At 58.6% G+C, this 22,294-nt stretch carries 18 protein-coding genes; 13 read left to right on the top strand and 5 right to left on the bottom strand.

The features are described from left to right. Positions 1 to 101 precede the first annotated feature (101 nt). Positions 102 to 2,828 (top strand): type VI secretion system ATPase TssH, encoded by a 2,727-nt coding sequence (tssH, locus tag AC1DE4_RS08590; protein ID WP_169680798.1) that lies wholly within the window; start codon positions 102 to 104, stop codon positions 2,826 to 2,828. Between the two features lie 31 nt (positions 2,829 to 2,859). On the opposite strand, the gene AC1DE4_RS08585 is transcribed toward tssH, so the two are convergent. Beyond that, positions 2,860 to 3,618, bottom strand: a complete 759-nt coding sequence (locus tag AC1DE4_RS08585) for an OmpA family protein (RefSeq protein WP_169680800.1) — start codon at positions 3,616 to 3,618, stop codon at positions 2,860 to 2,862. 116 nt (positions 3,619 to 3,734) lie between these two features. Here AC1DE4_RS08585 and AC1DE4_RS08580 point away from each other — a divergent pair, with 116 nt between their 5' ends. Genes AC1DE4_RS08580 through AC1DE4_RS08570 form a run of 3 tightly spaced genes read left to right on the top strand, consistent with a single transcriptional unit; the run spans position 3,735 to position 7,929 of the window. Beyond that, positions 3,735 to 4,493: a PP2C family protein-serine/threonine phosphatase gene (locus AC1DE4_RS08580; protein WP_169680802.1), complete on the top strand. Its 759-nt coding sequence runs from the start codon at positions 3,735 to 3,737 to the stop codon at positions 4,491 to 4,493. After that, a complete protein-coding gene (locus AC1DE4_RS08575; protein ID WP_025659178.1) occupies positions 4,490 to 5,398 on the top strand; it encodes a M15 family metallopeptidase in 909 nt (302 codons plus the stop codon). The genes AC1DE4_RS08580 and AC1DE4_RS08575 overlap by 4 nt, the downstream gene beginning before the upstream one ends. Positions 5,399 to 5,442: 44 nt before the next feature. Next, the gene (locus AC1DE4_RS08570; RefSeq protein WP_169680804.1) at positions 5,443 to 7,929 is read left to right on the top strand and encodes an ImcF-related family protein; all 2,487 of its coding nucleotides are present in this window, start codon (positions 5,443 to 5,445) and stop codon (positions 7,927 to 7,929) included. Positions 7,930 to 8,043: 114 nt separating this feature from the next. Here AC1DE4_RS08570 and AC1DE4_RS08565 read toward each other — a convergent pair whose 3' ends face one another. Further along, positions 8,044 to 8,937, bottom strand: a complete 894-nt coding sequence (locus tag AC1DE4_RS08565; RefSeq protein ID WP_169680806.1) for a helix-turn-helix domain-containing protein — start codon at positions 8,935 to 8,937, stop codon at positions 8,044 to 8,046. A gap of 102 nt (positions 8,938 to 9,039) precedes the next feature. On the opposite strand from AC1DE4_RS08565, the gene melA reads away from it, so the two are divergent. The 9 genes from melA to AC1DE4_RS08520 all read left to right on the top strand — a co-directional run bounded on the left by melA (position 9,040) and on the right by AC1DE4_RS08520 (position 18,694). After that, positions 9,040 to 10,353 carry an alpha-glucosidase/alpha-galactosidase gene (gene melA / locus AC1DE4_RS08560; RefSeq protein WP_169680808.1) on the top strand — a complete coding sequence of 438 codons (1,314 nt, stop codon included), beginning with the start codon at positions 9,040 to 9,042 and terminating at the stop codon, positions 10,351 to 10,353. A gap of 145 nt (positions 10,354 to 10,498) precedes the next feature. After that, entirely contained in the window at positions 10,499 to 11,296 is a 798-nt protein-coding gene (locus tag AC1DE4_RS08555; protein WP_025659174.1) for a DeoR/GlpR family DNA-binding transcription regulator, read from the top strand. After that, positions 11,289 to 12,287, top strand: a complete 999-nt coding sequence (locus AC1DE4_RS08550) for an N-acetylglucosamine kinase (protein WP_477880972.1) — start codon at positions 11,289 to 11,291, stop codon at positions 12,285 to 12,287. Before AC1DE4_RS08555 ends, AC1DE4_RS08550 begins: the two co-directional genes overlap by 8 nt. Continuing rightward, positions 12,280 to 13,536, top strand: a complete 1,257-nt coding sequence (locus AC1DE4_RS08545) for an ABC transporter substrate-binding protein (RefSeq protein ID WP_025659172.1) — start codon at positions 12,280 to 12,282, stop codon at positions 13,534 to 13,536. The genes AC1DE4_RS08550 and AC1DE4_RS08545 overlap by 8 nt, the downstream gene beginning before the upstream one ends. Continuing rightward, the gene (locus AC1DE4_RS08540) at positions 13,533 to 14,450 is read left to right on the top strand and encodes a carbohydrate ABC transporter permease (protein ID WP_025659171.1); all 918 of its coding nucleotides are present in this window, start codon (positions 13,533 to 13,535) and stop codon (positions 14,448 to 14,450) included. Before AC1DE4_RS08545 ends, AC1DE4_RS08540 begins: the two co-directional genes overlap by 4 nt. Next, a complete protein-coding gene (locus AC1DE4_RS08535; RefSeq protein WP_037215255.1) occupies positions 14,450 to 15,307 on the top strand; it encodes a carbohydrate ABC transporter permease in 858 nt (285 codons plus the stop codon). The genes AC1DE4_RS08540 and AC1DE4_RS08535 overlap by 1 nt, the downstream gene beginning before the upstream one ends. 12 nt (positions 15,308 to 15,319) lie before the next feature. Continuing rightward, the gene (locus AC1DE4_RS08530) at positions 15,320 to 16,273 is read left to right on the top strand and encodes an SIS domain-containing protein (RefSeq protein ID WP_025659169.1); all 954 of its coding nucleotides are present in this window, start codon (positions 15,320 to 15,322) and stop codon (positions 16,271 to 16,273) included. Further along, the gene (locus tag AC1DE4_RS08525) at positions 16,270 to 17,562 is read left to right on the top strand and encodes a D-tagatose-bisphosphate aldolase, class II, non-catalytic subunit (protein ID WP_477880969.1); all 1,293 of its coding nucleotides are present in this window, start codon (positions 16,270 to 16,272) and stop codon (positions 17,560 to 17,562) included. Before AC1DE4_RS08530 ends, AC1DE4_RS08525 begins: the two co-directional genes overlap by 4 nt. A 61-nt stretch (positions 17,563 to 17,623) precedes the next feature. Then, positions 17,624 to 18,694: an ABC transporter ATP-binding protein gene (locus tag AC1DE4_RS08520; RefSeq protein WP_477881089.1), complete on the top strand. Its 1,071-nt coding sequence runs from the start codon at positions 17,624 to 17,626 to the stop codon at positions 18,692 to 18,694. 236 nt (positions 18,695 to 18,930) lie between these two features. Here AC1DE4_RS08520 and AC1DE4_RS08515 read toward each other — a convergent pair whose 3' ends face one another. The 3 genes from AC1DE4_RS08515 to AC1DE4_RS08505 all read right to left on the bottom strand — a co-directional run bounded on the left by AC1DE4_RS08515 (position 18,931) and on the right by AC1DE4_RS08505 (position 22,285). Beyond that, on the bottom strand, positions 18,931 to 19,944 hold the full coding sequence (locus AC1DE4_RS08515) for a LacI family DNA-binding transcriptional regulator (protein ID WP_477881087.1): 1,014 nt from the start codon (positions 19,942 to 19,944) through the stop codon (positions 18,931 to 18,933). A 114-nt stretch (positions 19,945 to 20,058) separates the two neighbouring features. Beyond that, complete coding sequence (locus AC1DE4_RS08510; protein ID WP_025659165.1) at positions 20,059 to 21,339, bottom strand: D-tagatose-bisphosphate aldolase, class II, non-catalytic subunit; 1,281 nt, start codon at positions 21,337 to 21,339, stop codon at positions 20,059 to 20,061. Position 21,340: 1 nt separating this feature from the next. Then, on the bottom strand, positions 21,341 to 22,285 hold the full coding sequence (locus AC1DE4_RS08505; protein WP_477880966.1) for a tagatose kinase: 945 nt from the start codon (positions 22,283 to 22,285) through the stop codon (positions 21,341 to 21,343). Positions 22,286 to 22,294 lie beyond the last annotated feature (9 nt).

Below are 22,294 nucleotides of genomic sequence, written 5' to 3'. Positions count from 1 at the left end.
TGAATATTTGTCAAGAATACTCTAATGTGGCACGCTGTGACCAGCGATCAAAGACGAGGCTCGGGACCTCTTTAAGATCACCTGGGCAGGAGCCGATCGACATGGAGCAGAACATGTCTTCGCAGAGCTTCAAGCGCAAGGAACTGGTCGGAAAACTTAATCCCGTTTGCCTGCGCGCGTTCAAGGCGGCGGCCGACGCGGCCAAGCTTCGCGGCAATCCCTACGTCGAACTTGTTCACTGGGTCGAACAGCTGGCTCTGGTGGACCGTGCGGATTTTCAGCTTCTCTTTGCCGATGCCGGCATCGATCTTGGCCGGCTTGCTGCCGACATGGCAAGGGCAATAGACAAGCTGCCTTATGGCGCGACCTCTATCGAGGAGTTTTCCGATCACATATTTCATGCCATCCAGGAAGCCTGGAGCCTGGCAGGCCTGCAGTTTGGATCCGAAGAAGTCCGCGGGGCTTATGTGCTCCTGGCATGCAGAAAGGTTGCGGTGCTTGACGGCCTTCTGTTGAAGATCAGCGCCGAATTCGATCGGATCGAGGCGGATTCGATACTTCCACGGCTGGATGACCTGCTTGCCGGATCACTTGAAAATGCCGGCAAGGCCGAGATCCAAGAACAGCCCCGGAAAAAACGCCCGGCAGGCGGTGACTCCGCATTGGCGAAGTATGCGACGGACCTCACCCGTCGAGCGCGCGATGGGAAAATTGACCCGGTCGTCGGCCGCGATCCCGAGGTCCGCCAGATTGTCGACATTCTCATGCGACGGCGACAAAACAACCCGATCCTGACTGGTGAAGCCGGCGTAGGCAAGACAGCTGTGGTCGAGGGTTTTGCGCTTCGCCTTGCAGCAGAAGATGTCCCGCCTCCGCTGAAGGGCGTGGCGCTACACATGCTTGACATCGGATTGATGCAGGCGGGGGCAAGCGTCAAGGGTGAGTTCGAAAAGCGGCTAAAGATGGTCATCGACGAAGTTCAGGCATCGGAGACGCCGATCATCCTCTTCATCGACGAAGCTCATACCTTGATCGGGGCAGGCGGGGCAGCGGGAACGGGAGATGCTGCGAACCTTCTCAAGCCAGCCTTGGCGCGTGGCGAGCTTCGCACAATCGCCGCAACGACATGGGCAGAGTACAAGCAGCATATCGAAAAAGACCCGGCGTTGACCCGCCGGTTCCAGGTGGTCAAGATTGAAGAGCCTGATGAGGAAGCTGCCATCCTGATGCTGCGTGGGGTGGCCGGTGTATTGGAGAAACACCATCAGGTGCAGATCCTGGACGAAGCGATCGAGACGGCCGTCAGCCTGTCACATCGCTACATTCCCGCCCGCCAACTTCCGGACAAGGCAGTCAGCCTGCTCGATACGGCCTGCGCGCGGGTGGCGGTATCGCAGCACGCGACGCCGGCTGAGGTTGAAGACCTTCTGAGGCGCAAGCAGTCCCTTGAGATCGAGCAGGGCATTATCGGGCGTGAAGCGGCAATCGGCATTGAAGTCGCCGAGCGCCAGTCCAAAGTTGAAGCCGCTCTCGCCGAAATAGAGTCCGCGTTGCTTGCTGCAAAGGCTCGCTGGGAAAGCGAACAGTCGATGGTCGACGAGATCCTTGGTCTGCGAGCTAGCCTGCGAGGAAGAGGAGTTGCGCTCGATGCCGCGCTTGCTGAATCGGAGGCAGGCGGGGAATTGCCGGGTGCCGCCGACGTAGAGCGTGCCGGGCGGGAGGCCGCCGATGCATCGGATCAACGCGCCGAGCTTGAACGGCTCAAGGCCCGGACGGCGGAGCTTGCCGGGGTTCAGGGCGAGGCACCGCTGGTCCTCCTTTCCGTCGACAAGAACGCTGTTGCCTCTGTCGTAAAGGACTGGACGGGCATTCCTGTCGGTCGGATGCTGACCAGCCAGACCGAAAAGGCGCTAAAGCTTGCCGCGGTTCTGGGCGAGCGTGTCGTCGGCCAGGAGGACGCAATGGAATCGATCGCCCGGCGTGTGCAAACCAGCCGTGCGGGCCTGGCCTCTCCCGAAAAGCCGGTGGGCGTGTTCCTGCTATGCGGTCCGTCGGGCGTCGGCAAGACAGAAACGGCGCTGGCTCTCGCCGAAACCCTATATGGCGGCGAGCAGAACCTGATCTCCATCAACATGTCGGAGTTCCAGGAGGCCCATACGGTCTCGACCCTTAAGGGCGCGCCTCCCGGCTATGTCGGCTATGGCAAGGGGGGCGTGCTGACCGAGGCCGTGCGCCGGCGGCCCTATTCCGTCATTTTGCTCGATGAAGTGGAGAAGGCGCATCCCGATGTGCACGAAATCTTCTTCCAGGTTTTCGACAAAGGAATGATGGACGACAGCGAGGGCCGGCGGATCGACTTCAGGAACAGTCTCATCCTGCTGACGTCGAATGTCGGTTCGGATGTTATCATGAAGCTTGCCGACGGCGGCAAGAGGCGGCCGCCGCCCGAGGAGCTCGAACGCGCACTACGTTCACCACTGTTGAAAGTGTTCCCGCCAGCCTTCCTCGGACGTGTGATTGTCGTTCCCTATTATCCGCTCTCGGATTCAATGATTGAGGCGATAACACAACATCATTTCGCGAAGATCGCGCGCCGGCTTCGCGCCAACCATGACGCCGAGCTGGTCATCGGAGACGGGGTCCTGGAGTTGATCAAGGCACGGTGTACCGAGGTCGAATCGGGGGGGCGCATGATAGACGCGATCCTGACCAATACACTTCTGCCGACCCTCAGCCAGGGTCTTCTGAACTGGTCCCTCGAGGGTAAACGCCTTACCAAGGCCACGATCGGAACATCCCCGGAAGGCTTCACTTACGCATTCGAATAGGCAAAGACGTGGCTGTCGCCGGGGAGCGCCGTTAGCTCACCGCCTGGAATTCCACGCGCCTGTTTTCGTCGGCCTTCGGGTTTTCCTGGTTGAGAAGAAACTGCTCGCCGACACCAACCGCTTCGAGCCGCTCGCGCGGGATATGGCAATCATCCGTGAAAAACCGCGCAACTTCCTTCGCCCGCAGAACCGACAGATGCTGGTTGTAGCTCGCGCCACCGACAGAATCCGTGTGACCGATGATACGGACGAGTTTGATGTCCATGTCCTTTACGACTTCGCAAAGCTGCCTCAGCATTGGTCTTTGCTCCGAAGCGATCGCCGCAGAGTCAAATGCAAAATTCACCCGGACGTTGATCTGGTCATCAGGCGGGAGCTTCCAGTATGTCTGTGGGTCTGTCGTCGCCGCGGCCGCGGACACTGCCGTTGCCGACGACGTCGCCGTCGGCTTCGGGGCAGATGGCTGAGCTGTATTGGGGGCCGCTGGAGCAGTCTGGGTGCCTTGGGACTCAACGGTTGCATGGGAAGAGGGAGCTGGAGCGGTCTTGGCCGGTTCAGTCTCGGGCGTTGCAATTGTCACCGGGACGGCTTGGGCGTTGGGCGCTGCGTTGCCGTTGTTAAGAACCAGGCCGCGCGTCGCTCCGAGGCGTGCCGCCTTGAACAAGTCGATCTGTCGCTGGAATCGTTCCTTGAGCGCGGAATCGTTCAGTTCCTGTGCACCCAAACCACCTTGTGTCACGAAGAACAGAGCGAGAAACACCGTCAGCTTTGTGGTCATCAGGCGCTTCATCTCAGGCTCCTTGGCAAAAAGGTTTCGCCCCCCTTGAAAATACTATAGGATCATTGTGGCTGCAACCGATCCGGCAGTTGCGCTCACGACGGATCGATCAATGGGGTTATCCGATCATGACCCCGGATTCTCGGGACAATCCTTCGACGCGCTGGCCCTCCAGGCCGCAAGGAGCGGGACTGAGCCATACCGGGCATGTGCGCACAAACAACGAAGACGCGATTCTCATTGACCCCTCAGGCGCACTTTGGGCGGTAACTGACGGGATGGGCGGATACGGCCACGGGGATGTCGCGGCAGACCTGGTCATCGAACAGCTCGCCCTCCTTCCGCATGCACCCATTTCCGGCGCTCATCTCGTCGCTGCACTGCAATCAGCCAATGCCGCCATCCGTCGTTGGGCGGCGTCGGCCAATGTCGCGCAGATGGGCGCAACAGTGGTGGTCGCACTTATTGATGGTGGAACAGCGACGATCGCGTGGGTGGGCGATAGCCGGGCCTACCGTTTGCGGGCAGGGGATTTGTTGCAGCTCACGCGCGATCATTCGGTCGTGCAGGAACTTGTCGATGATGGACGTTTGACGCCTGACGCTGTCTGGCAGCATCCGCAAGCGCACGTTGTTACCCGCGCGATCGGTGCCGCCGAACGGCTCGATGTCGACTCTATCGAAGTCCCTCTCAAGCCGGGGGATTATTTGCTTCTTTGTTCCGACGGATTGACTGACTGTGTTGCCGAGCCAGAGATCATCGCACAGTTGAGCGCGCCAAACCCCGACGTCGCCTGCCAGCGACTGATAGCCGCCGCTCTCCATAATGGCGCTCCGGACAACGTCTCTGTGGTGGTCGTTCGGATTGACGGAGCTGCAGCGCCTTGAGGCCACTAGATCCGATTGCAGCCGTCGTCATTGGAATGAGCATCATTCTTGCGGCGGTCGCGTTCGCGTTGGTTGGAGACTTGCTGCGAAATACCGAGCTCGATCCGAATGAGGGAAGGATTGATCGGGCAACGCAACAGCTTGCCAAACAGGACGCGGAAATCCAGGACCTGCGCGCTGAACTGAACTCATTTAAGCGAAGGGTGACCGATCTAGAAGGAAAGGTGAAGGAACTGGCAGAGGCGCCTCGTCCCGAACCCGTCCCGCAAAGCTCTGCGGTTTCGCCGCCGCCCGGCGAACCTGTGAGCCCGCAGTCGTTTTCGATCGATCAGTTCGGTGGCATTGCGCCGCCGGAAGAAACCGAAAATATGACGGAGCCCATGCAATTGGCGAAGAAGCGCTTCAACGAGCGTGTCATACGCCCGACCCCGGCAGTGTTACGCGAGGTCCTTGGCGAGCCACGAAGTGTCTATTCCACAAGCTGCCAGCCGGTCACCAACCCAAAATTACTGAGAACCCTGGAAAGCCGAGACATAGGGCATTTCCGCCTGACGATGATCAGGCCTGCGCTCGATTCCTTGGGGCAGATCATGGAGCGTCTGCGAAAGGAAGAGCCAGACATCTACGCCGCGATCGGAACGGCCGGTGCGCTTTGCGCGCGTTATGTGCGCGGCTCCACGAAATCTGTCTCCTCGCACGCCTGGGGCGCGGCCGTCGACCTGACACTCAAGAAGAACCTCGACCGAATGGGCGATGACAACACGCAGTTCGGACTTGTTGTCCTTGCGGAGTTTTTCAACGATGCCGGCTGGTACTGGGGTGCCGGCTATAGTCGCGAAGATTCCATGCACTTTGAAGTCGGCGAGGCGCTGCTGCGCAAATGGGCTGCGGAGGGCAAGCTGTGAGCGACCATGGCCAACCGCCGGGTCGGGATTTCACGGGAGCGGACATGCTTCCCGCATTGGCCGAGCCGCTGCTGAGCCTCGCCAAGCGCGCCGAAAGCGAGAAGCGGCCGGATCCGCAGGAGCTGGCAGCGACTGCCCGCCTCCTTGTGGCCGAGTTCGAGAAAGAGGGACGCCGCAGGAACATTCCTCCTGACTGGCTCCTGGATGCTCGCGACGCGCTCGTCGCGCTGCTTGACGTGCGGGCTCGCAGCAATCCGGCGCTGCCGGCCAAGCGATGGGAACGTGCTCTTGCAGCCGCCCTTCCAATTGGCCACATGATTGGCGCCGATGGGCTCGCAGAACGCGCTGCCCAGGCCGCGAAAGGAGGCTTGGCGCGGCGCGATCTGGCCCGCTTTCTCGGGCATTGCAATGAGGCAGTGCAAGCCGCGCAGTCGAAGGCGGAGCAGCATAGAACGCGGGCAGACCGTGGACTCGTCTTGCTTGCGATTGTCCTTTTTTTCGCAATGCTCGTCGGCTGGGCTGGATGGGCGGAATGGCGGTTTCGCGAGCGGTTGTTGGCGCAATTGCCAGCCGTTGGAAGCGTTGTAGAAGCTGGCAAGGCCGCTACGCCGGCTGCGCGGGCGGCCCAACTCGATGCGTTCCTGGCGGCAGTCCAGCTTGTCGAGCAGGACGCGGGCCAGTCTCCGCTTGGCCTGATTCATCATATCGAGATGCTCGACCCGGCAGCGGCTGCACGTCGTCGCTATGGCGAGGCGGCCGAATCCCTTGTTGCCGAGCCACTCGCCGAGGCACTCGGTGTTGCGCTTGCCACCGAAGGCGAGGCCAATGCACTCTACGATTCCCTGCGCGCCTGGTCGATCCTGAAGGGCACTTCTGACTGGCAGCCTCGGTTTCTTGCTGGTTGGGTTGCCGACCGAGCCGAGGCCTTTCCCGAGCTTGCCTTGCTGGCCGAGCATGTCGCCGCCATGTCCGGGCCACAGCCGAGACTTCCATCTCCGGATCCCGAAACGGTCGCCCAGGCACGGCAGTTCGCTGCTGAAGGCTCGGCAAGCGAGCGCGCATTGCTTGAACTGACCCGTGCCGAAAAGGCCGCAGCACTTCCTGCCTGGTCTCTTTCCCAGGCAGTGCCAGGTCTCGAGACGATCCTGATCCACCGGTCAGGCGTACCGATCGGGCGCGGTATCGCCGGCCTCTATACGGAGGCTGGATGGAGCTACGCGCGGTCCGACGGTGCAAGCGAGGCGATCCGCAGGGCAAGGTCCGAGGCCGCTACTCTTATTGCCTCCAATGGCACGACGACCGAAGACGCGGTGATGGATCTGCTTCAAAAGCGTACGCTTGACGTATGGACGGAGTACCTGGGTGAGCTACGCGTCAGGCCGTTCACCGACCAGCCAACGGCGGTCGTGATCAGCGGTGCGCTAAGCGCACGCAACTCGCCGCTCTCGGCACTTATCCGTGAGGCCTGGCGCCAGTCGGGCGGGACGGATCGTGGCCGAAGCCACGCCAATCAGCTTCGGATCGCGGCGGCGTTGGGGCCGGCGATCCAGTTCGTCGAGCAGGGGCGGATGTCGGAAATCTCGCAACTTTTCGTATCGTTGAACGTCGCTCTTGCTGTTCTCGATGCAGATACACAGATTGGCAAGAAATCCCTCATGGACGCACAGGAGCGTGCGAACTCCATCGTTGCCTTGCAGCAAGCACCTCTTCTGGTCGTGCAAATCGTCGAGGATGTGATCTCCCAGACGGCTGCCCCGAGGGCCGCCGAACCTACGTTGGATCAGGCGCCGGACGTTGCAACGGATCATGTTGCAAAGGAGGTGCCGCAGCCCCAGCCCCAGCCCCAGCCCCAGTCTCAGTCCCAGTCACCTTGGGGTTCGCAGATTTCAGCCGCCTGCCGGGCCGCCGTGAATGGCCATTATCCGTTCTTCGATGGCCCTGACGCGGACATGGCCGAGGTCGCACGGATCTTCGCGCCGGAGGGCACGATCGAAAAGTATTTTCGGGCGCAACTGGCACATTTGATGGACACGTCGACGACACCGTGGCGTTGGAGACCGGAGGCGCGGCTTTCCGGCTATACACCGGAAAGCGCAGCATTCTTGCAGCGGGCAGTGGCCCTTGGGCAGGCTCTGTTCCAACAGGGAACACCGCCCAATGTCCCGATCGTGCTGGAGGCGCTCGCCCAACGAGGAGCTGCGACCGTCTCAATCGGCGGCGCTCATGCTCCGGTCGTCACTTCAGGGGAGGCAGTGACCTTGAAATGGCCAGGAGCGTCACCATCGCGCGGATTTGAGATATCCTTCGATAACGGCATTGCAGTCGACAAGAAGGGTGAAGCCGGACCGTGGGGCCTCCTGCGGTTCCTGGACGGATCACGGTTGCGGCCCCGCGACGCCGGCCGGCGGTTCCTGATCGATGTGCGCGCCAAGGGCGCGCGCGCCTATCTGCAGATGTCCTTCGCCGGGCCTGCCAATCCGGTGTCGGCGCGCTCGCTGATGCGCGGTCTGACCTGTCCGCTGACATTGTGAATTTCACTATCGTATCTTTCGCACGCGGGCGAAGCCTCGTGCGATTTGGAAGAGTGCGACCCCGTCGGGCCTACGCCACAAAATTCGTCTGGAAGATCGCTGAGCTCCCAGCGGTCAGAAGGATCGCGCCCGTTCGTTGTTCAAGCGATCAAAGGGACTTATCGGGGTCATCGATATTCGGAACTGACGGGGAGTGGTCCCAGTGCGCTCTTTGAAGGTTTCGTAAAACCGGCTGCTCGAGCCGAATCCGCAATCAAACGCAATTTGCAAGACTGACCGGTCCGTATCAGTGAGAAGTTGCATCGCCCGGGCGATGCGGTAACGGGTCAGATATTCGTTGACGGACATCCCGAGAACATCCCGAAACGCCCGGTTGGCGGTGGTCTCATGCATACCCGCGATCTTTGTGAGGTCCGGCACGCTGATTGCATTTGAAAACTGCGAATTGATCAGGTCGCTCAGTATCTCAACGTGCCGGACCGCGTGTCCCTTCGTGGTAGTGCCGACAGTATGTCGGGTCGAAGTCGCCGCGTCCGCATTATCCAATATCAATCGCCGAATTCGGACTTTCACCTCGTCCACAATCAATCTTTGCCGAACAGCATCAGCATTTTGCCATTCACGTTCCCACCGCGGAAAGGCGATCGCATCTGACCCATCCGATAGCTGATCTGCGAGAAATCTCCCCTGCATGATCAATCGTCTGGCGTCCTTGTCTATTGGCAGAGCCAGAAAATCAACGAGCGGAAGGTAAGCGCAAACAAGCGGCGCGTTATCGCTGACCAATATCGTCTGGTGCGGAATAGCGGCCCAGAAGAGAACCATTCTGCCCGCCTCAACCACTTCCTGTCGCCCATTGAAAAGGTAGGTCATTTGCCCTTCCAATAGCAGATTAATTTCCAAGTGGTCGTGCCAGTGAGCGGAGGCCATAGCGTCCGCGGTATGACACTCCACTAAAAAGGCGCCTCTGGAACCTGTCCATTCCCCGCGCTCACCTCTGCGTTTCATTAATATCTTTCGCGCTCGATTCTCGGAGTAAATTGGCATTTCGAAGGAGGAAATCCCTAATTTTAAAGCGCATTACGAAGCATGATCTGAAAGGAGATTGCAATGCCGAAGATTTGCCTCGTCGGTGCCGGCAGCACCGTTTTTGCTCAGAATATCCTTGGAGACGTGCTTTCATCGCAAGGCTGCGACTTCACGATCAGCCTGTTCGACATCGATCCAGAACGTTTAAAGACATCGGAAATTGTTGCGCGCCGGATTTGCGACGCCCTCAAACTCGTCGGGGTCAAAGTGGAGGCGACCCTGGACCGGCGAGTGGCGCTGAGCGGATCGGACTTCGTGATCCTGATGATGCAGGTTGGCGGCTATCGGCCAGCCACGGTTGCCGATTTCGAAATTCCAAAAAAGTATGGACTAAGGCAGACGATCGCCGACACACTTGGAGTTGGTGGCATCTTCCGAGGGCTGCGCACTATACCAGTGCTGGAAGCGATTTGCCGTGACATGCAAGAGGTCTGCCCGCAGGCAATCTTGATGCAATACGTAAATCCCATGGCCATCAACTGCTGGGCGATCAAGGAACTAGCCCCGGAAATCCGAAGTGTGGGTTTGTGCCATAGCGTCCAGCACACGGCCGGACACCTGGCGAAATGCCTCGGTGAAGACGTCGCAGACGTGAACTACGTTTCGGCCGGGATAAATCATGTCGCGTTCTTCCTGCGCTACGAGAAGGTTCATCAAGATGGGCGCCGTGAAGACTTATACCCGCGCCTCAAATCCCTGGCAGCTGAGGGGCGTGTTCCGGCGGATGACCGCGTTCGCTTCGACGTGCTCAAGCGGCTCGGTCACTTCGTAACAGAGTCGAGCGAGCATTTTTCCGAATACACATCCTGGTACATCAAGGAAGGAAGGGGCGATCTGGTTGATCAACTCAACATTCCTCTCGACGAATACATCCGTCGTTGTGAAGTTCAGATAGCTGATTGGCACGCACTGCGCAGGGGCCTTGAAGGCGACAAGCCGATCGAGGTTTGCCGGAGCAATGAGTATGCCGCAGGGATCATTCACGCGGCGACAACAGGCAGTCCAGCCCTGATTTATGGAAATGTTCCAAACAACGGACTGATAGAGAACCTGCCGAACGAGTGCATTGTCGAAGTGCCTTGCCATGTGGATCGCAATGGAATTCAGCCGATCAGGATAGGGCGGATACCCTCGCAGCTTGCGGCCGTCATGAGCCTGAGCGTTTCCGTTCAAAAGCTCACCGTTGAAGCCGCGCTGACAAAAAATCGAGATCGCATCTACCAGGCGGCCCTGCTTGATCCCCACACCTCCGCGGAACTCTCTCCCGATCAGATCTGGAGTCTTGTCAACGACTTGATCGAGGCACACGGAGACCTCCTGCCGACATATCACTGAATGGGATTCCCGCTCAGCGGCTGACCGTGCGCAGTTCCCGCTGCTCTGCTTTTCATCGCAAAAACATCAGAAACGATCAAAATTGTGATTGACTCTGATTAATTGCGGTGGGAGGGTGATTGATATTGTATCCTGGGAGATGTGAATGAGCCAACCAATCGGGGTTAAGGTCGATCGCCTGGATGCTATTCGCAGCCATTTGTATGCGAACGGATTTTCGACGATCCAGGCGCTGGCTGATGCAACCGGTTCATCGCTTGCGACCGTTCGGCGGGACCTCCAGATCCTTGAGGAAGAAGGTGCGATTGACCGGGTGCATGGGGGGGCCCGCATTGCCGAGGGATCGTCGGTAGAGATTGCATTTCAGGAGCGGGAAAAGCAGCACCTTTCGGCTAAGCGGGTCATCGCGACGGCCGCCTATGAATTGCTTCATCCGCGATCCGCAATCTTCCTCGATGCGGGCACTACCGTCCTTCAGCTTGCTCGCCTGATCCGCATTAATCCGTTGCCATTGAGGATCTTCACCAACGGCCTGACCGTCGCCCAGGAGTTCCTGAATATCCCGAACCTCGAAGTGGTCTTGCTTGGTGGCCAGTTACGGAGTGAAAACGCTTCACTCGTGGGCCCCCAGGCCGAGGCGATGCTGGACGGCATATGGTTCGATCAGCTCTTCCTTGGTGTCAGCGCCATTAGTCCTGATGGCGCGATCTACAGCGTTGATAGCGCCGAGGCGAGCTTGAACCGCCACATGCTCGCCAGATCGGCAAATCGCTTCGTCCTCGCCGATTCCTCAAAGTTCGGGACAATGGCCACCTACAAGGTCGCGCCGCTGAATGTCGCACAGGTTATCACTGACTCCGGACTAGCGGTTCATTGGCGAGACGACCTCGCTAAGCTCGGCGTCGCGACCACGATCGCGGAGTTGGGGGGAAGGAATGAGTGACGAGTTTGTCCTGGGAATTGATGGCGGGGGCAGCAAGGTCCTGGTCGCGTTAGCTGACAGGTCCGGACGTATTGTGAAGTCGTCTCGCGGTCGCGGCGTTAACCCGATGGATAATCCAAATTGGCTGCGGGAACTGGAAGAGCAACTTGGCCCGTTCCTCAATCACCAAAACGTGGCCGCAGTGGCCGCGGCCCTGCCTGCGTTCGGGGAAGTTGCACGCCTGTCGGAACTGCAGCAGCAAGCCATTGAGCGGCTGTTTCCCAACACGCGCCGACACATCCTCAACGATGTCGATGCTGCCCACCTTGGTGCGTTCGCGGGAAGGCCCGGTATTCTTATCCTCTCGGGAACGGGGTCAATGGCGTGGGCGCGCAACGCCGCTGGCCAATCTGCACGGATCGGCGGATGGGGCGATCAAATCGGAGACGAAGGTAGCAGTTACTGGATTGGCAGGAGCGCGCTGAGTGTAATCAGCAAGAGTCTGGATGGTCGCGCTCCCCCAACAGCACTTTCCAAGATTCTATTCGATGAATTGCAGATCGAAGCGGACGATCCGATGAATGCGCTGGGTGACTGGGTCACCTTGCTACCCAATCGAAGAGCAGGTATCGCAGCGATTTCCACATTGGTGGATAGGGCTGCTCGTTGTGGCGACGAGGTGGCGATCGGGTTGATCGAACAGGCCGCTGACGAGCTCGCCAGGCATCACAGTGCAATCTCTGGACATTGTGACAACGACGCATCGTGGACGTATGCCGGAGGCAGTTTCAATAGTGCGCTGCTCCTGGGATCTCTGGCGCGCCGAATAGGAAAGTCCCCAGTCCCCTCGAAGCTTCCCCCCATTGGTGGCGCGCTACTTGCCGCCGCCCAACTTCTCGACTGGTTCCCCGATGAGAGCTGGTTCGGGCAAGTCGCTGCCACCGCCGACAGCGTTGGCACGTCTGCGAATAAACTGAGCATTAAGAACAATGAAGGATGGGAACATGCATAAGTTTATCTTGCCATTACTCGCCTCGGCGGCCCTGGCGATCGTAACGCCAGCTCATGCCGATGACGCCAAGCCACTCGCCGGCCAGTCCATTACGGTTTTGATGCCCTCTCCGCAGGGCCCGAACATCGCGGCAGACTTCGAAGCTGAAACCGGAATCCATGTCGATCTCCAGACACTTTCGTGGGACGACATTCGACCGAAGCTTGTCACTGCTTTGGTGGCGGGTACTGCGCCTGCTGACGTGACCGAATTCGACTGGTCGTGGACGGGGCAGTTCAGTGCCGCTGGCTGGTTCCTGCCTCTGAACGACGTGATTGATGCAGATACCGTGAAGGATATTGGCGTCGCGAAAATCTTCACGGTCGACGGAAAGCTTCTTGGCGTTCCTTATACCAACGACTTCCGCGTCATGCTTGTCAATAAGAAGCACTTCGCCGATGCGGGCATTACGGAAATGCCGAAGACGCTTGACGCATTGGTTTCGGACGCCCGGAAAATCAAGGAAAAGGGCATCTCTGAATATCCAATCGGCCTTCCCGTCTCCGCGACGGAGGGCGCCTCGACCAGCTGGTACCTGTTGACGAAGGCCTTTGGTGGCGAACTCTTCGACAAGGATTTCAATCCACTTTTCACGAAGCCGGATTCGGCTGGCTACAAGGCGCTTGCCTTCGAATTGATGCTTCTGAAGGAAGGGCTGGTTGATCCGGCGTCGACCGGTCTGAAAGACAGTCAGATCAACGAAAGCATGTTCTCGCAGGGTCTCACCAGTATCATGATTTCCGGCGAGCCCGGTCGTCTCGGGCAAATGAATGATCCGAAGCAGTCGAAGGTTGCCGGTCAGGTAGAAGCAATCCTGGTGCCCACAGCAAGTGGTGAGACACGCAGTTTCGGTCTGCCGGAGGCGCTTGCTATACCGAACGTCTCTGCCAACAAGGATGCCGCCATCGCCTTCGTGAAGTGGTTTACCAGCAAGGACTTCCAAAAGAAGAATGTCGTGAATGGGTTTCTGCCAACACGCACTTCGGCCCTGTCGGAGCTCAACGATGCTGGAAAGCTGAACAGCGGAGCTGCACTTGTTGCGCAATCCAAGACAGTTGAGCCGCTGTTCCCGCAGGGAACGCCTCCATGGTACCCGCAGTTCTCAAGCGGCGTAAATACCGCGATCAATAGCGCAGCAAAGGGCCAGATGACTGTCGATCAAGCGGTGGCGGCGATCGCCGATGCCGCCAAGCAGGCCATGGCGCAATGACCGCTTTTGCATCGCAAGATGTGACCAGCAAGCGTGGGGTCGGCTTTAACGCCGACACCACACTCGGCCTGTTACTGGTGGCTCCGATTGCAATCACGATGGCCGCCCTGGTTTTCTACCCGATGGGTCGAACCGTGTGGGACAGCCTGCACAGGGTCAACCCCATGCAAGCAGGAACTCCGTTCGTGGGGTTGGAGAACTACACGCGGATGCTGTCAGACGCGCAGCTCGGAACGACGTGGGCAAACACACTCATGTACGTCGTCCTTGCGGTGGCAGCGGAAACTGTCTTCGGCGTCCTTGCCGCAGCGCTGATCAACCAGGTGAAGGTGGGGCGCCAGTGGGTGCTGGCGGCCGTTATTCTTCCCTGGGCACTTCCCGGTGTCGTGAACTCGGTAATATGGCTTTGGATCTATCAGCCTGGTGCAGGCCTGCTCAACGGCATTCTCTCAGCGCTTGGCCTTCCGTTCGAAAATCATGTCTGGTTCAACGATCGCACAAGTGCCATCATCGCTGTGACCGTCGTTCACGTGTGGCGCATGATGCCATTGACGGTCGTGATTGTTCTCGCCGCGATGCAGAGCATACCCGCTCATCTTTACGAGGCTGCGCGCATCGACGGGGCCACTCGCCTGCAAATGTTTGGATTGGTCACGCTTCCGCTTGTTCGAAGCGCAATCGCCGTTGCCATGACCAACGCCACCGTTAACGCCTTCAATCTCTTCGATGAGGCTTGGGTACTCGCCGGTGCCAGCCTGGAAACCAGGCCGATTCTCGTCCAGATCTACCTCGAGACCTTTCAGAACCTGCGCTTCTCATACGGCATGGCACTTTCTGTGGTGATCACGCTTGTATCACTGCTCATCTCCCTCGTTTACGTCCTTCGGGTCTATCGCAACACACGGTTCGACTGATGAAGCCCACAATTCAGTACCGCATCATGATTTGGGTCGGCGTTGCAGCGCTCTTGCTCTGGTCCCTCGGACCGATTTACTGGACAGTTGCGAGTTCTGTGACGCCAACCGAAGACTTTTCGACCCGGCCGATCCGCTTCTTTCCACAGCACTTCACCCTCGATCACTATTCGAGGCTTCTCGGTATTAATATTGCCCGGATCGGTGGGGTCGAGGTCTTCAAACAATTCCGAGCCGCATTGATCAACAGCGTGGTGACGTCGGTGGCTGCCACCTTGCTCTGCGTGGCGGTGTCGGCGCTCGGAGCCTACGCGTTCACACGACTACAGTTTCCCGGTCGCAAAGTTCTCTTTGTGGCGGTTGTTGCGACCCTGGCGGTCCCTGCCTATGCCGTTCTGATCCCGCTTTACCAGATCATGATCAAACTGCATCTGGTTGATACATATGTCGGGGTTTCTTTGATCTATGTGTCTGCCTTTCTGCCCCTGTCGTTGTGGCTACTTCGCAGTGTCTTCGAAGCCCTTCCGATTGCGCTTGAAGAAGCAGCCCAACTCGATGGGGCAGGGCGACTCTACATTTTCTTCAACATCGTGTTGCCCCTTGCCGGCCCTGGATTGACGGCAGCGGCGATTTTGACCTTCCTTGGCGCGTGGGGACAGTACTTGGTGCCGCTGATCTTCTCGCCTCAGGCAACGAAGCCAATGACGGTGCTCATTCCCGAGTTCGTCACCAAGAACTTCATCGACTACGGCCTCATCACAGCAAGCGGATCGATTGCAATCGTCATCCCCGCTCTCGTCGTCATTTTCCTGAATCGTTACCTGGTCAGCGGCCTGCTGGCCGGCTCAGTCAAATAAATCGGAGTCCACATGAACACGACCGAGAAGGTTATTTTCGAACAGTTCCCCTACTGGGAAAAGGCTATTGGCGCCAACACGTCCGTAGAGGGTGCCGAGTTGTTGGTGTTCGTTGGCTGCGGCACGTCCTATAATCTCGCGCTCTCGCTCGCGGCGTATGCCAACATGTCAGGTCGCAAAGCCATAGCCGTGCCCGGCGCGGAATGGCAGAGCCGACCGTCCGCCTTCTGGCCTGATTGGCAAGCGACACACGTCATCGCCCTATCGCGCAGTGGCGAGACAACCGAGACCGTCGCAGCCGCGAAGGCAAGCCGCAAAGCTGGCGCCTTCGTGACGGCTATAACCGTAGAGGCTGAAAGTTCGCTCGCAAGGAACTGCGATCGGTTGGTGACATCCGAGACTCATCCGCAGGAGGGGATCGTCATGACGGTTTCGGCAAGTCTAATGGTCCTCCTCGGTATGCAGGCAATTGGGCAGCCAATCCCCGGCTCCATTGGCGCTTCCGCCCGCAAGCTCGCCAATGCACTCGATGCAGTCCTTCCGACAATTATTGCAGACCGATCGCATTTCGTCTTTCTCGGCGGCGGACCGTTGTTTGGTGTCGCTCTGGAAGGTGCGCTCAAACTCATGGAAATGAGCCAGACGATGACACAGGCGTTTCATCCGCTGGAGTATCGCCATGGCCCAATCAGTCTCGTCGACGAAAAGACCGCGGTGGTCATGCTTTACAGCTCAGACCAGAAGGAGGCTGAGGTGAAGCTGGTCGAGGAATTGAGGGAAAAGGGCGCGGCTGTCATCGGAATTGGCGGACCAGGAGACGTTGGGCTGCCCATTGACGTCGACCTTTCGCTGACAGGACTGATTGTTCTTCCAGCGTTGCAGATCCTCGGCGAGCGCGTCGCTCAGGCTCGCCAAATCGATACCGTTTCTCCCAGACACCTGACCAAAGTCGTGAAGCTCGCATGACACGGATCGAAGAAAACCGGCAGACCGCACTTGGAAAGCTTTTCGGAGGAAGATCGCTTCCTATTCCCCGCGGCATCACTTCGGTTTGCTCGGCGCATCCACTTGTCATCGAGGCCGCGCTTCGGCGCGCCGGGGCCGAAGAGCAACCAGTTCTCATAGAAGCCACGTGCAATCAGGTAAACCAGGAGGGCGGCTATACCGGAATGACACCGGCGGGCTTTCGTCGATTTGTCGAGGGCATCGCTACGGAACTGGATTTCCCGACTGAACGGATCATCCTTGGCGGCGATCATCTCGGCCCAAACCCCTGGAAATTCCTGGCGGCCGAAGAAGCCATGGCGCGCGCCGAGGCGATGGTCGTCGCTTATGTAGAGGCCGGGTTTGAGAAGATTCATCTAGACACATCGATGGGTTGCGCGGGTGAACCAATCGCTCTTCACGACGAGTTAACAGCTGCACGCGCCGCGCGGCTGGCCAAGGCAGCCGAGGAAGCTGCTCTTCGTTCAAATCGTCGTCCGCCGGTTTACATCATCGGAACTGAGGTACCACCACCCGGTGGAGCAACCCATGAAATCGCGGACATCGACATCACACGTTGTGACGCCGCTCTTAAGACTTTGAAGGTCCATCAGGAGTCCTTTGCGCAAGCAGGAATAGCTACGGCGATCGCTCGCGTTATCGGCATCGTGGTCCAACCCGGTGTCGAATTCGGCAATTCAAATGTTGTGCTCTACAAACCCGAACGAGCAAAGAGCCTGATTTCGGCCCTGGATGAAATGCCCGGGTTGCTGTTCGAAGCACATTCCACCGACTACCAGACAACCGAGGGCCTGGCTGCCCTTGTTGACGGCGGGTTTGCTATCCTCAAGGTTGGGCCTGGTCTCACCTTTGCCCTTCGGGAGGCGTTGTATGGCCTCGATGCCATTGCCTCGATTACTTGCGGAGACCGCGAAACGACACTGGTCGAATCCATGGAATCCATCATGTTGGATCGGCCTTTGAATTGGGCGGGGCACTACGGTGGAACCGCCGAAGAAATAAAGCTTCAACGTCACTTCAGTTACAGCGATCGAATCCGCTATTACTGGCCAGATCCGCGAGCGAGCGCCGCGGTAGACGAGTTGTTCAGCCGTTTTCACGGCGATATCCCGCAGACCTTGATCAGCCAATACCTCGGCCGGGTCTACTCCGATGTCGTTTCAGAGCGGATCGGTGCGAGCGCTCGCGATTTGTGCCTGGCAGCGATCGATGCAGCGCTTGCCCCTTACTCAATGGCAACGAGCAGGTAACGATCAGTACCGACCCTCGAACGAGACGACTATCGAACATCGATAACTGCCGGAGAACATGATGGCGTCAGTAACAGTCGCGAATGCCCGAAAGAGCTATGGTCATTTTGAAGTGCTGCACGGGGTGGATATTGATATCCAGGATGGCGAGTTCGTTATTCTTGTCGGTCCGTCCGGCTGCGGCAAATCAACCCTCCTGCGAATGATTGCAGGGCTTGAAGAGATCTCGGGCGGTAGGATCTCCATAGGCAGCAAGATCGTGAACAATGTCGCACCGAAAGAGCGCGATATCGCAATGGTGTTCCAATCCTATGCGCTTTACCCGCACTTGACCGTTGAAGCCAACATGGGGTTTTCGCTCAGGCTTGCGAAGGCCCCGAAGGAAGAAACAAGGAGACGTGTTCGGGAAGCGGCACAAATACTTGGTCTCGAGTCACTTCTGGAAAGATACCCTCGAAATCTCTCGGGTGGACAGCGGCAGCGTGTAGCGATGGGCCGCGCGATCGTGAGAAACCCGCAAGTCTTTCTGTTTGATGAGCCGTTGTCGAACTTGGACGCGAAGCTGCGCGTGCAGATGCGCTCCGAAATCAAGCAACTGCATCAGCGGCTAAAGACAACGACTATTTACGTGACCCACGATCAGATTGAAGCCATGACCATGGCCGACCGGATTGTAGTCATGCGCGACGGATCTGTTGAACAGATTGGCTCGCCACTCGATCTTTACGACTGCCCCGCAAACTTGTTCGTAGCCGGATTTATCGGCTCCCCGGGGATGAATTTTATTCACGGCAAAGTTAATTCATCGGGTCCGCTTGAGTTCATCGCTCGTGGTGGTGCGAGGCTGCCTTTGCCCGAAAATCTCAGTGTGACGCGTGGATCCGAGATCATTTACGGGGTTCGACCCGAGCACCTCTCGATCGGTGCCGGTTCGGTTGCTGCAAAAGTTATCCTGACTGAACCCACAGGGGCCGAAACGCAGCTCACGGCCAAGCTCGGTTCCGACAATGTCATCGTATCGGTAAGGGATCGACTTGACGTCCGTCCGGGCGATTCACTGCTGCTGGCACCAGACCTGGACAAGATCCATCTATTCGACGCCAGAACGGAAAAGCGCTTGCACTCAAACTAGACGGCGCTCTGCCGTTGGTATCGCCGGACAGCAAAAAGGGAATAGCTGCATCCTGATCGGTGACGCTATCTTCATTTTTCGATCGATTGTTGTTGCGTATTTGCCGGACAGCGGCAGGGGCCTTGAATACCTTGCCAAGCTGCACCGATGGTCGCGCCGCGTGACCATTTTAGCTCAATCGGAACGAAACCTGGAACAGTCCTATCGGACGCTCGCAGCTGAACGGGGCCGAGGCGTTAGGCGGAGCTCCGCAAGATGAGATCCGCATTGAGGAGTACTCTCTCTTTGTCCGAAGTGACTGCGACTTCGCCGTCGAGGTCAATCATCTCGAACAAAAGCTTTGTTGCCAGTCTGCCGATCTCGTTAAAATTCTGGGCGACGGTCGTGATCGGCGGACATGCGTAGCGTGAAAGCGGATGATCGTCGTGGCCGGCAATCCTGAGATCGCTGTCTGCCGTTCGGCCGACCTTCAGTCCGCGCTGATAGGCGGCGGCTATAGCGCCGAAGGCGATGCGATCGTTTGCGCAAAGCACGGTCTTGGTTGGAAAACCGCCCCCGTCAATCCAGCGTAGCGCCTCCTCAAAACCGATGCGCTCAAAGTCCCAATCCGCCTTCTCGGAAAGGGGCAGGACGACGGGCTCCATCTGCAACTCGCGCATCGCTTCCACGTAGGCCGCTTCACGAGTTCGGGCATTGGTGTTGACTGGCGGCATTCCGAGGTAGCATGGGGGCTCCCCGGACCGACAAAGATAGTCGACGATAAGCTGAAAGCTCTTGCGGTTGTTGGTGCCGACAAAGGGCGAAATGTCATCAAGTGGAGAGTCGACGAAAACCAGTGGGATCGCGGCTGCAAGGGTCAGCAGTGTTTCCTGATGAGACTGAACACCAAGTGGTGCAATGATGGCACCGGCCACGTTCATCGACTTCAACGTCTCAATTGCCCGAGCTTCCAGCTCCGGGTTGCCGTCAGAGGAGAGAATGAAGGCCAGAAAGCCGCTGGCATTTGCGATAAATTCCACGCGCCGCGTCAAAGCCATGTAGAAGGGATCGGTTGAGTCCGGGATGATGATCCCGATGATGTTGCTGCGGCGACGGTTCAGATTGACAGCGAAGATGTTCGGGCGAAACCCGCTTTCCTTCAACGCCGCTTCGATGATGTTGCGGGTCTTGATGCGGACCGAGCTTGGATCGTTGAAATATTTGGATACCGTCGGGCGGGACAACCCGACATATTCGGAGAAATCCTCCATGGTCCTGATCGGTTTGCTTGTCAAAGCCGGTCCCACCCTCGTTCATGCTTAATCGATTTAAACTATAGGAACACTTCAAGCAGATGTCTGCCCGTCGCGCAACCGTCGCACTGGCTAGGCGCGGCAGGCCTCGAAGTAGTCATCCAGCACGTGATCGATTGCGGCGATAGTCAGATCTTGCGCCCGTGGCTTGACCTTGCCTGCGCGCACCCCAGCGTAGCTTGCCTGAAGGTACTGGCTGATCAGAGTCTCCGGAATATCAACGCCGTCGAGGAGCGTGAACATTGCAGTCACTGCGGCGTCGATCTCGGAATGGGGCCAGTAATAGCGGACGCGGTCCGAATAGCTGAAATGGCGCTGAATATGCCGGTCGGCCTCGGAGCCATGATAGTATTTTTCCCAGTTCTTCGGCTCGGCTGTGAGGACGCGCTCGATGGTGGCCACGAGCGTTTCCTTGCGCTTGCCGGCAAACAGGAACTCGGCGATCCGGTCCAGCCCGTAATAAGCTTCGCGCAGTGCAAAGGTCAGCCCCGGCCCGACCTTCAAGATGGCAAAGCCATCAAGCACGAGGCGACGCAGAGCATCTTGCGTCTGGTAGTCGGTCGAATGCGCCTCGAATACCAGACCCGGAAGATCGGATAGGGCGGCGCTAAGAGCTGCGGCTCGTTCCGGAACATAGGAAATGACGTTCTCGTTGCCAAACTCGACGCCGGGCTGCACGACTGCGCCGACAACACGGGAGAAGGCGTCCGGGACACCGGCCGCCTCAAAGGCATCCCGATGGACGCTGATCGTCTCGCGCGCAGCTTCCGGCTTCGTCACGTCCAGTACATCAAGCTCCTCCATCGCACCGCCAGGAATTGGAACCTCGGTGCCGACGATGTAGACCGGCTTGATGCCGTTGATGCCGTCCAATGCCTCTTCGGCAACGGCGGCAAGTCGGGCAGCGCGAGAAGCCGTGATTGCGTCGGGGAGGGCCACTGGCTCGCCGGCGCAGCCCATGCTGGTGTCCAGGTGCAGCTTGGTGAAGCCGGCCTTCGCATAGGCTTCGATCATCGTGCATGCCTTTGCCATTGCTTCGTCGGCTGGCAGATGTTTCCACGGATTGGGTCCGAGATGGTCGCCGCCGAGGATCAGCCTTCCAAGATCAAAGCCCGTTTTAGCGGCAATATTCTCGACGAAAGCGCGAAAGTTGGCGGGCGTCATTCCTGTATAGCCGCCGTCCTGGTTTACCTGGTTGCAGGTCGCTTCGACAAGCAGATGCACGCCGCGGCGCCGCGCATGCAGCATCGAGGCCTCGATGACGGCAGGATGGGCAGAACATACAGAGGGAATGCCCTTGACGCCGTCGCGTCCGCGCCACTTTGCGATATCGGATAGGTAGCTTTTCTGCATGTTACGCATTCCCTTGCGATTGGATGAGCGCGTCCAGTTCTGCGCGGGTCGAGGCGCCCTCCATCGGGCCTGCCTTGGTCAYGGCGCGTGCACCGGACGCATTGGCGTAGCGCAGGACTGCTGCGGGTTCCAAGCCGGCGAGCCAGAAGGTCACGAAAGCTGCGCCGAAGCAGTCGCCGGCGCCGGTCGGATCGACCTCCTCGACCTTGTAGCCCGACTGATCGAGCCACGTATCCTTGTCGAAATAGCTGGCCCCCTTGTCGCCGCGCTTTATGACGATCGCCTTGATGCCCTTGGCAAGCAGTTCGGCCACGGCCTCCTTCTCTGTCTTGGCCTCGGCAAAAAGGAACAGCTCCTCGCCGCTCGGCATGAAGAGGTCGGTCTTTGCGAGCACGGCTTGCAGCGCCTCGCGCATGCCAGGCGCATCAAGTATTTCGGGCCGCAGGTTTGGATCGAAGGATACCGTTCCGCCAAGGGCCTTGACCCTTTCGGTCGCCGTCAGGATGCTCTTGACGACGCTCGGAGCATAGAGCGCCGTCCCCATCACATGCATGTGGGTGCAGGTATCGATGAGGGCGAGCGTGTTGTCCGACAACTCGATGGTGCCGCAGGCGCTGTGACGGATGTTGAAAACGAACGCCCGGCTCCCGTCCTCGCGATAGCGCACGAAAGCACTGCCTGTCGTGCCCTGCGGCACGATCTCGATACCGGAGATGTCGACGCCGTCTGCCTCTAGCCGGTCGATGTTGACCCAGCCGAAGTCGTCATCGCCGACGCGGGAAATGATCGCGCATTCCTGGCCGAGCTTACCGACCTGGTCGATGAAGATCGCTGGTGCGCCGGACGGAAAAGGTCCGATGAGTGGAACAGCCTCGCGGAAGCCATCGCCGCGTTGCGTAGCGATGATCTCGACGAGAATTTCGCCAATGGTAAGTATCTTGGACATGCCGGGTGC

It is taken from the genome of Rhizobium sp. 10N414 (genome assembly GCF_056394785.1).
This window is presented reverse-complemented; position numbering and strand designations above follow the sequence as displayed.

Excerpts from the sequence above, each read along its gene's own strand:
- tssH (WP_169680798.1), top strand. The coding sequence starts at position 102 with ATGGAGCAGAACATGTCTTCGCAGAGCTTCAAGCGCAAGGAACTGGTC.
- AC1DE4_RS08585 (WP_169680800.1), bottom strand. The coding sequence starts at position 3,618 with ATGAAGCGCCTGATGACCACAAAGCTGACGGTGTTTCTCGCTCTGTTC.
- AC1DE4_RS08580 (WP_169680802.1), top strand. The coding sequence starts at position 3,735 with ATGACCCCGGATTCTCGGGACAATCCTTCGACGCGCTGGCCCTCCAGG.
- AC1DE4_RS08570 (WP_169680804.1), top strand. The coding sequence starts at position 5,443 with ATGCTTCCCGCATTGGCCGAGCCGCTGCTGAGCCTCGCCAAGCGCGCC.
- AC1DE4_RS08565 (WP_169680806.1), bottom strand. The coding sequence starts at position 8,937 with ATGAAACGCAGAGGTGAGCGCGGGGAATGGACAGGTTCCAGAGGCGCC.
- melA (WP_169680808.1), top strand. The coding sequence starts at position 9,040 with ATGCCGAAGATTTGCCTCGTCGGTGCCGGCAGCACCGTTTTTGCTCAG.
- AC1DE4_RS08555 (WP_025659174.1), top strand. The coding sequence starts at position 10,499 with ATGAGCCAACCAATCGGGGTTAAGGTCGATCGCCTGGATGCTATTCGC.
- AC1DE4_RS08550 (WP_477880972.1), top strand. The coding sequence starts at position 11,289 with ATGAGTGACGAGTTTGTCCTGGGAATTGATGGCGGGGGCAGCAAGGTC.
- AC1DE4_RS08545 (WP_025659172.1), top strand. The coding sequence starts at position 12,280 with ATGCATAAGTTTATCTTGCCATTACTCGCCTCGGCGGCCCTGGCGATC.
- AC1DE4_RS08540 (WP_025659171.1), top strand. The coding sequence starts at position 13,533 with ATGACCGCTTTTGCATCGCAAGATGTGACCAGCAAGCGTGGGGTCGGC.
- AC1DE4_RS08535 (WP_037215255.1), top strand. The coding sequence starts at position 14,450 with ATGAAGCCCACAATTCAGTACCGCATCATGATTTGGGTCGGCGTTGCA.
- AC1DE4_RS08530 (WP_025659169.1), top strand. The coding sequence starts at position 15,320 with ATGAACACGACCGAGAAGGTTATTTTCGAACAGTTCCCCTACTGGGAA.
- AC1DE4_RS08525 (WP_477880969.1), top strand. The coding sequence starts at position 16,270 with ATGACACGGATCGAAGAAAACCGGCAGACCGCACTTGGAAAGCTTTTC.
- AC1DE4_RS08520 (WP_477881089.1), top strand. The coding sequence starts at position 17,624 with ATGGCGTCAGTAACAGTCGCGAATGCCCGAAAGAGCTATGGTCATTTT.
- AC1DE4_RS08515 (WP_477881087.1), bottom strand. The coding sequence starts at position 19,944 with ATGGAGGATTTCTCCGAATATGTCGGGTTGTCCCGCCCGACGGTATCC.
- AC1DE4_RS08510 (WP_025659165.1), bottom strand. The coding sequence starts at position 21,339 with ATGCAGAAAAGCTACCTATCCGATATCGCAAAGTGGCGCGGACGCGAC.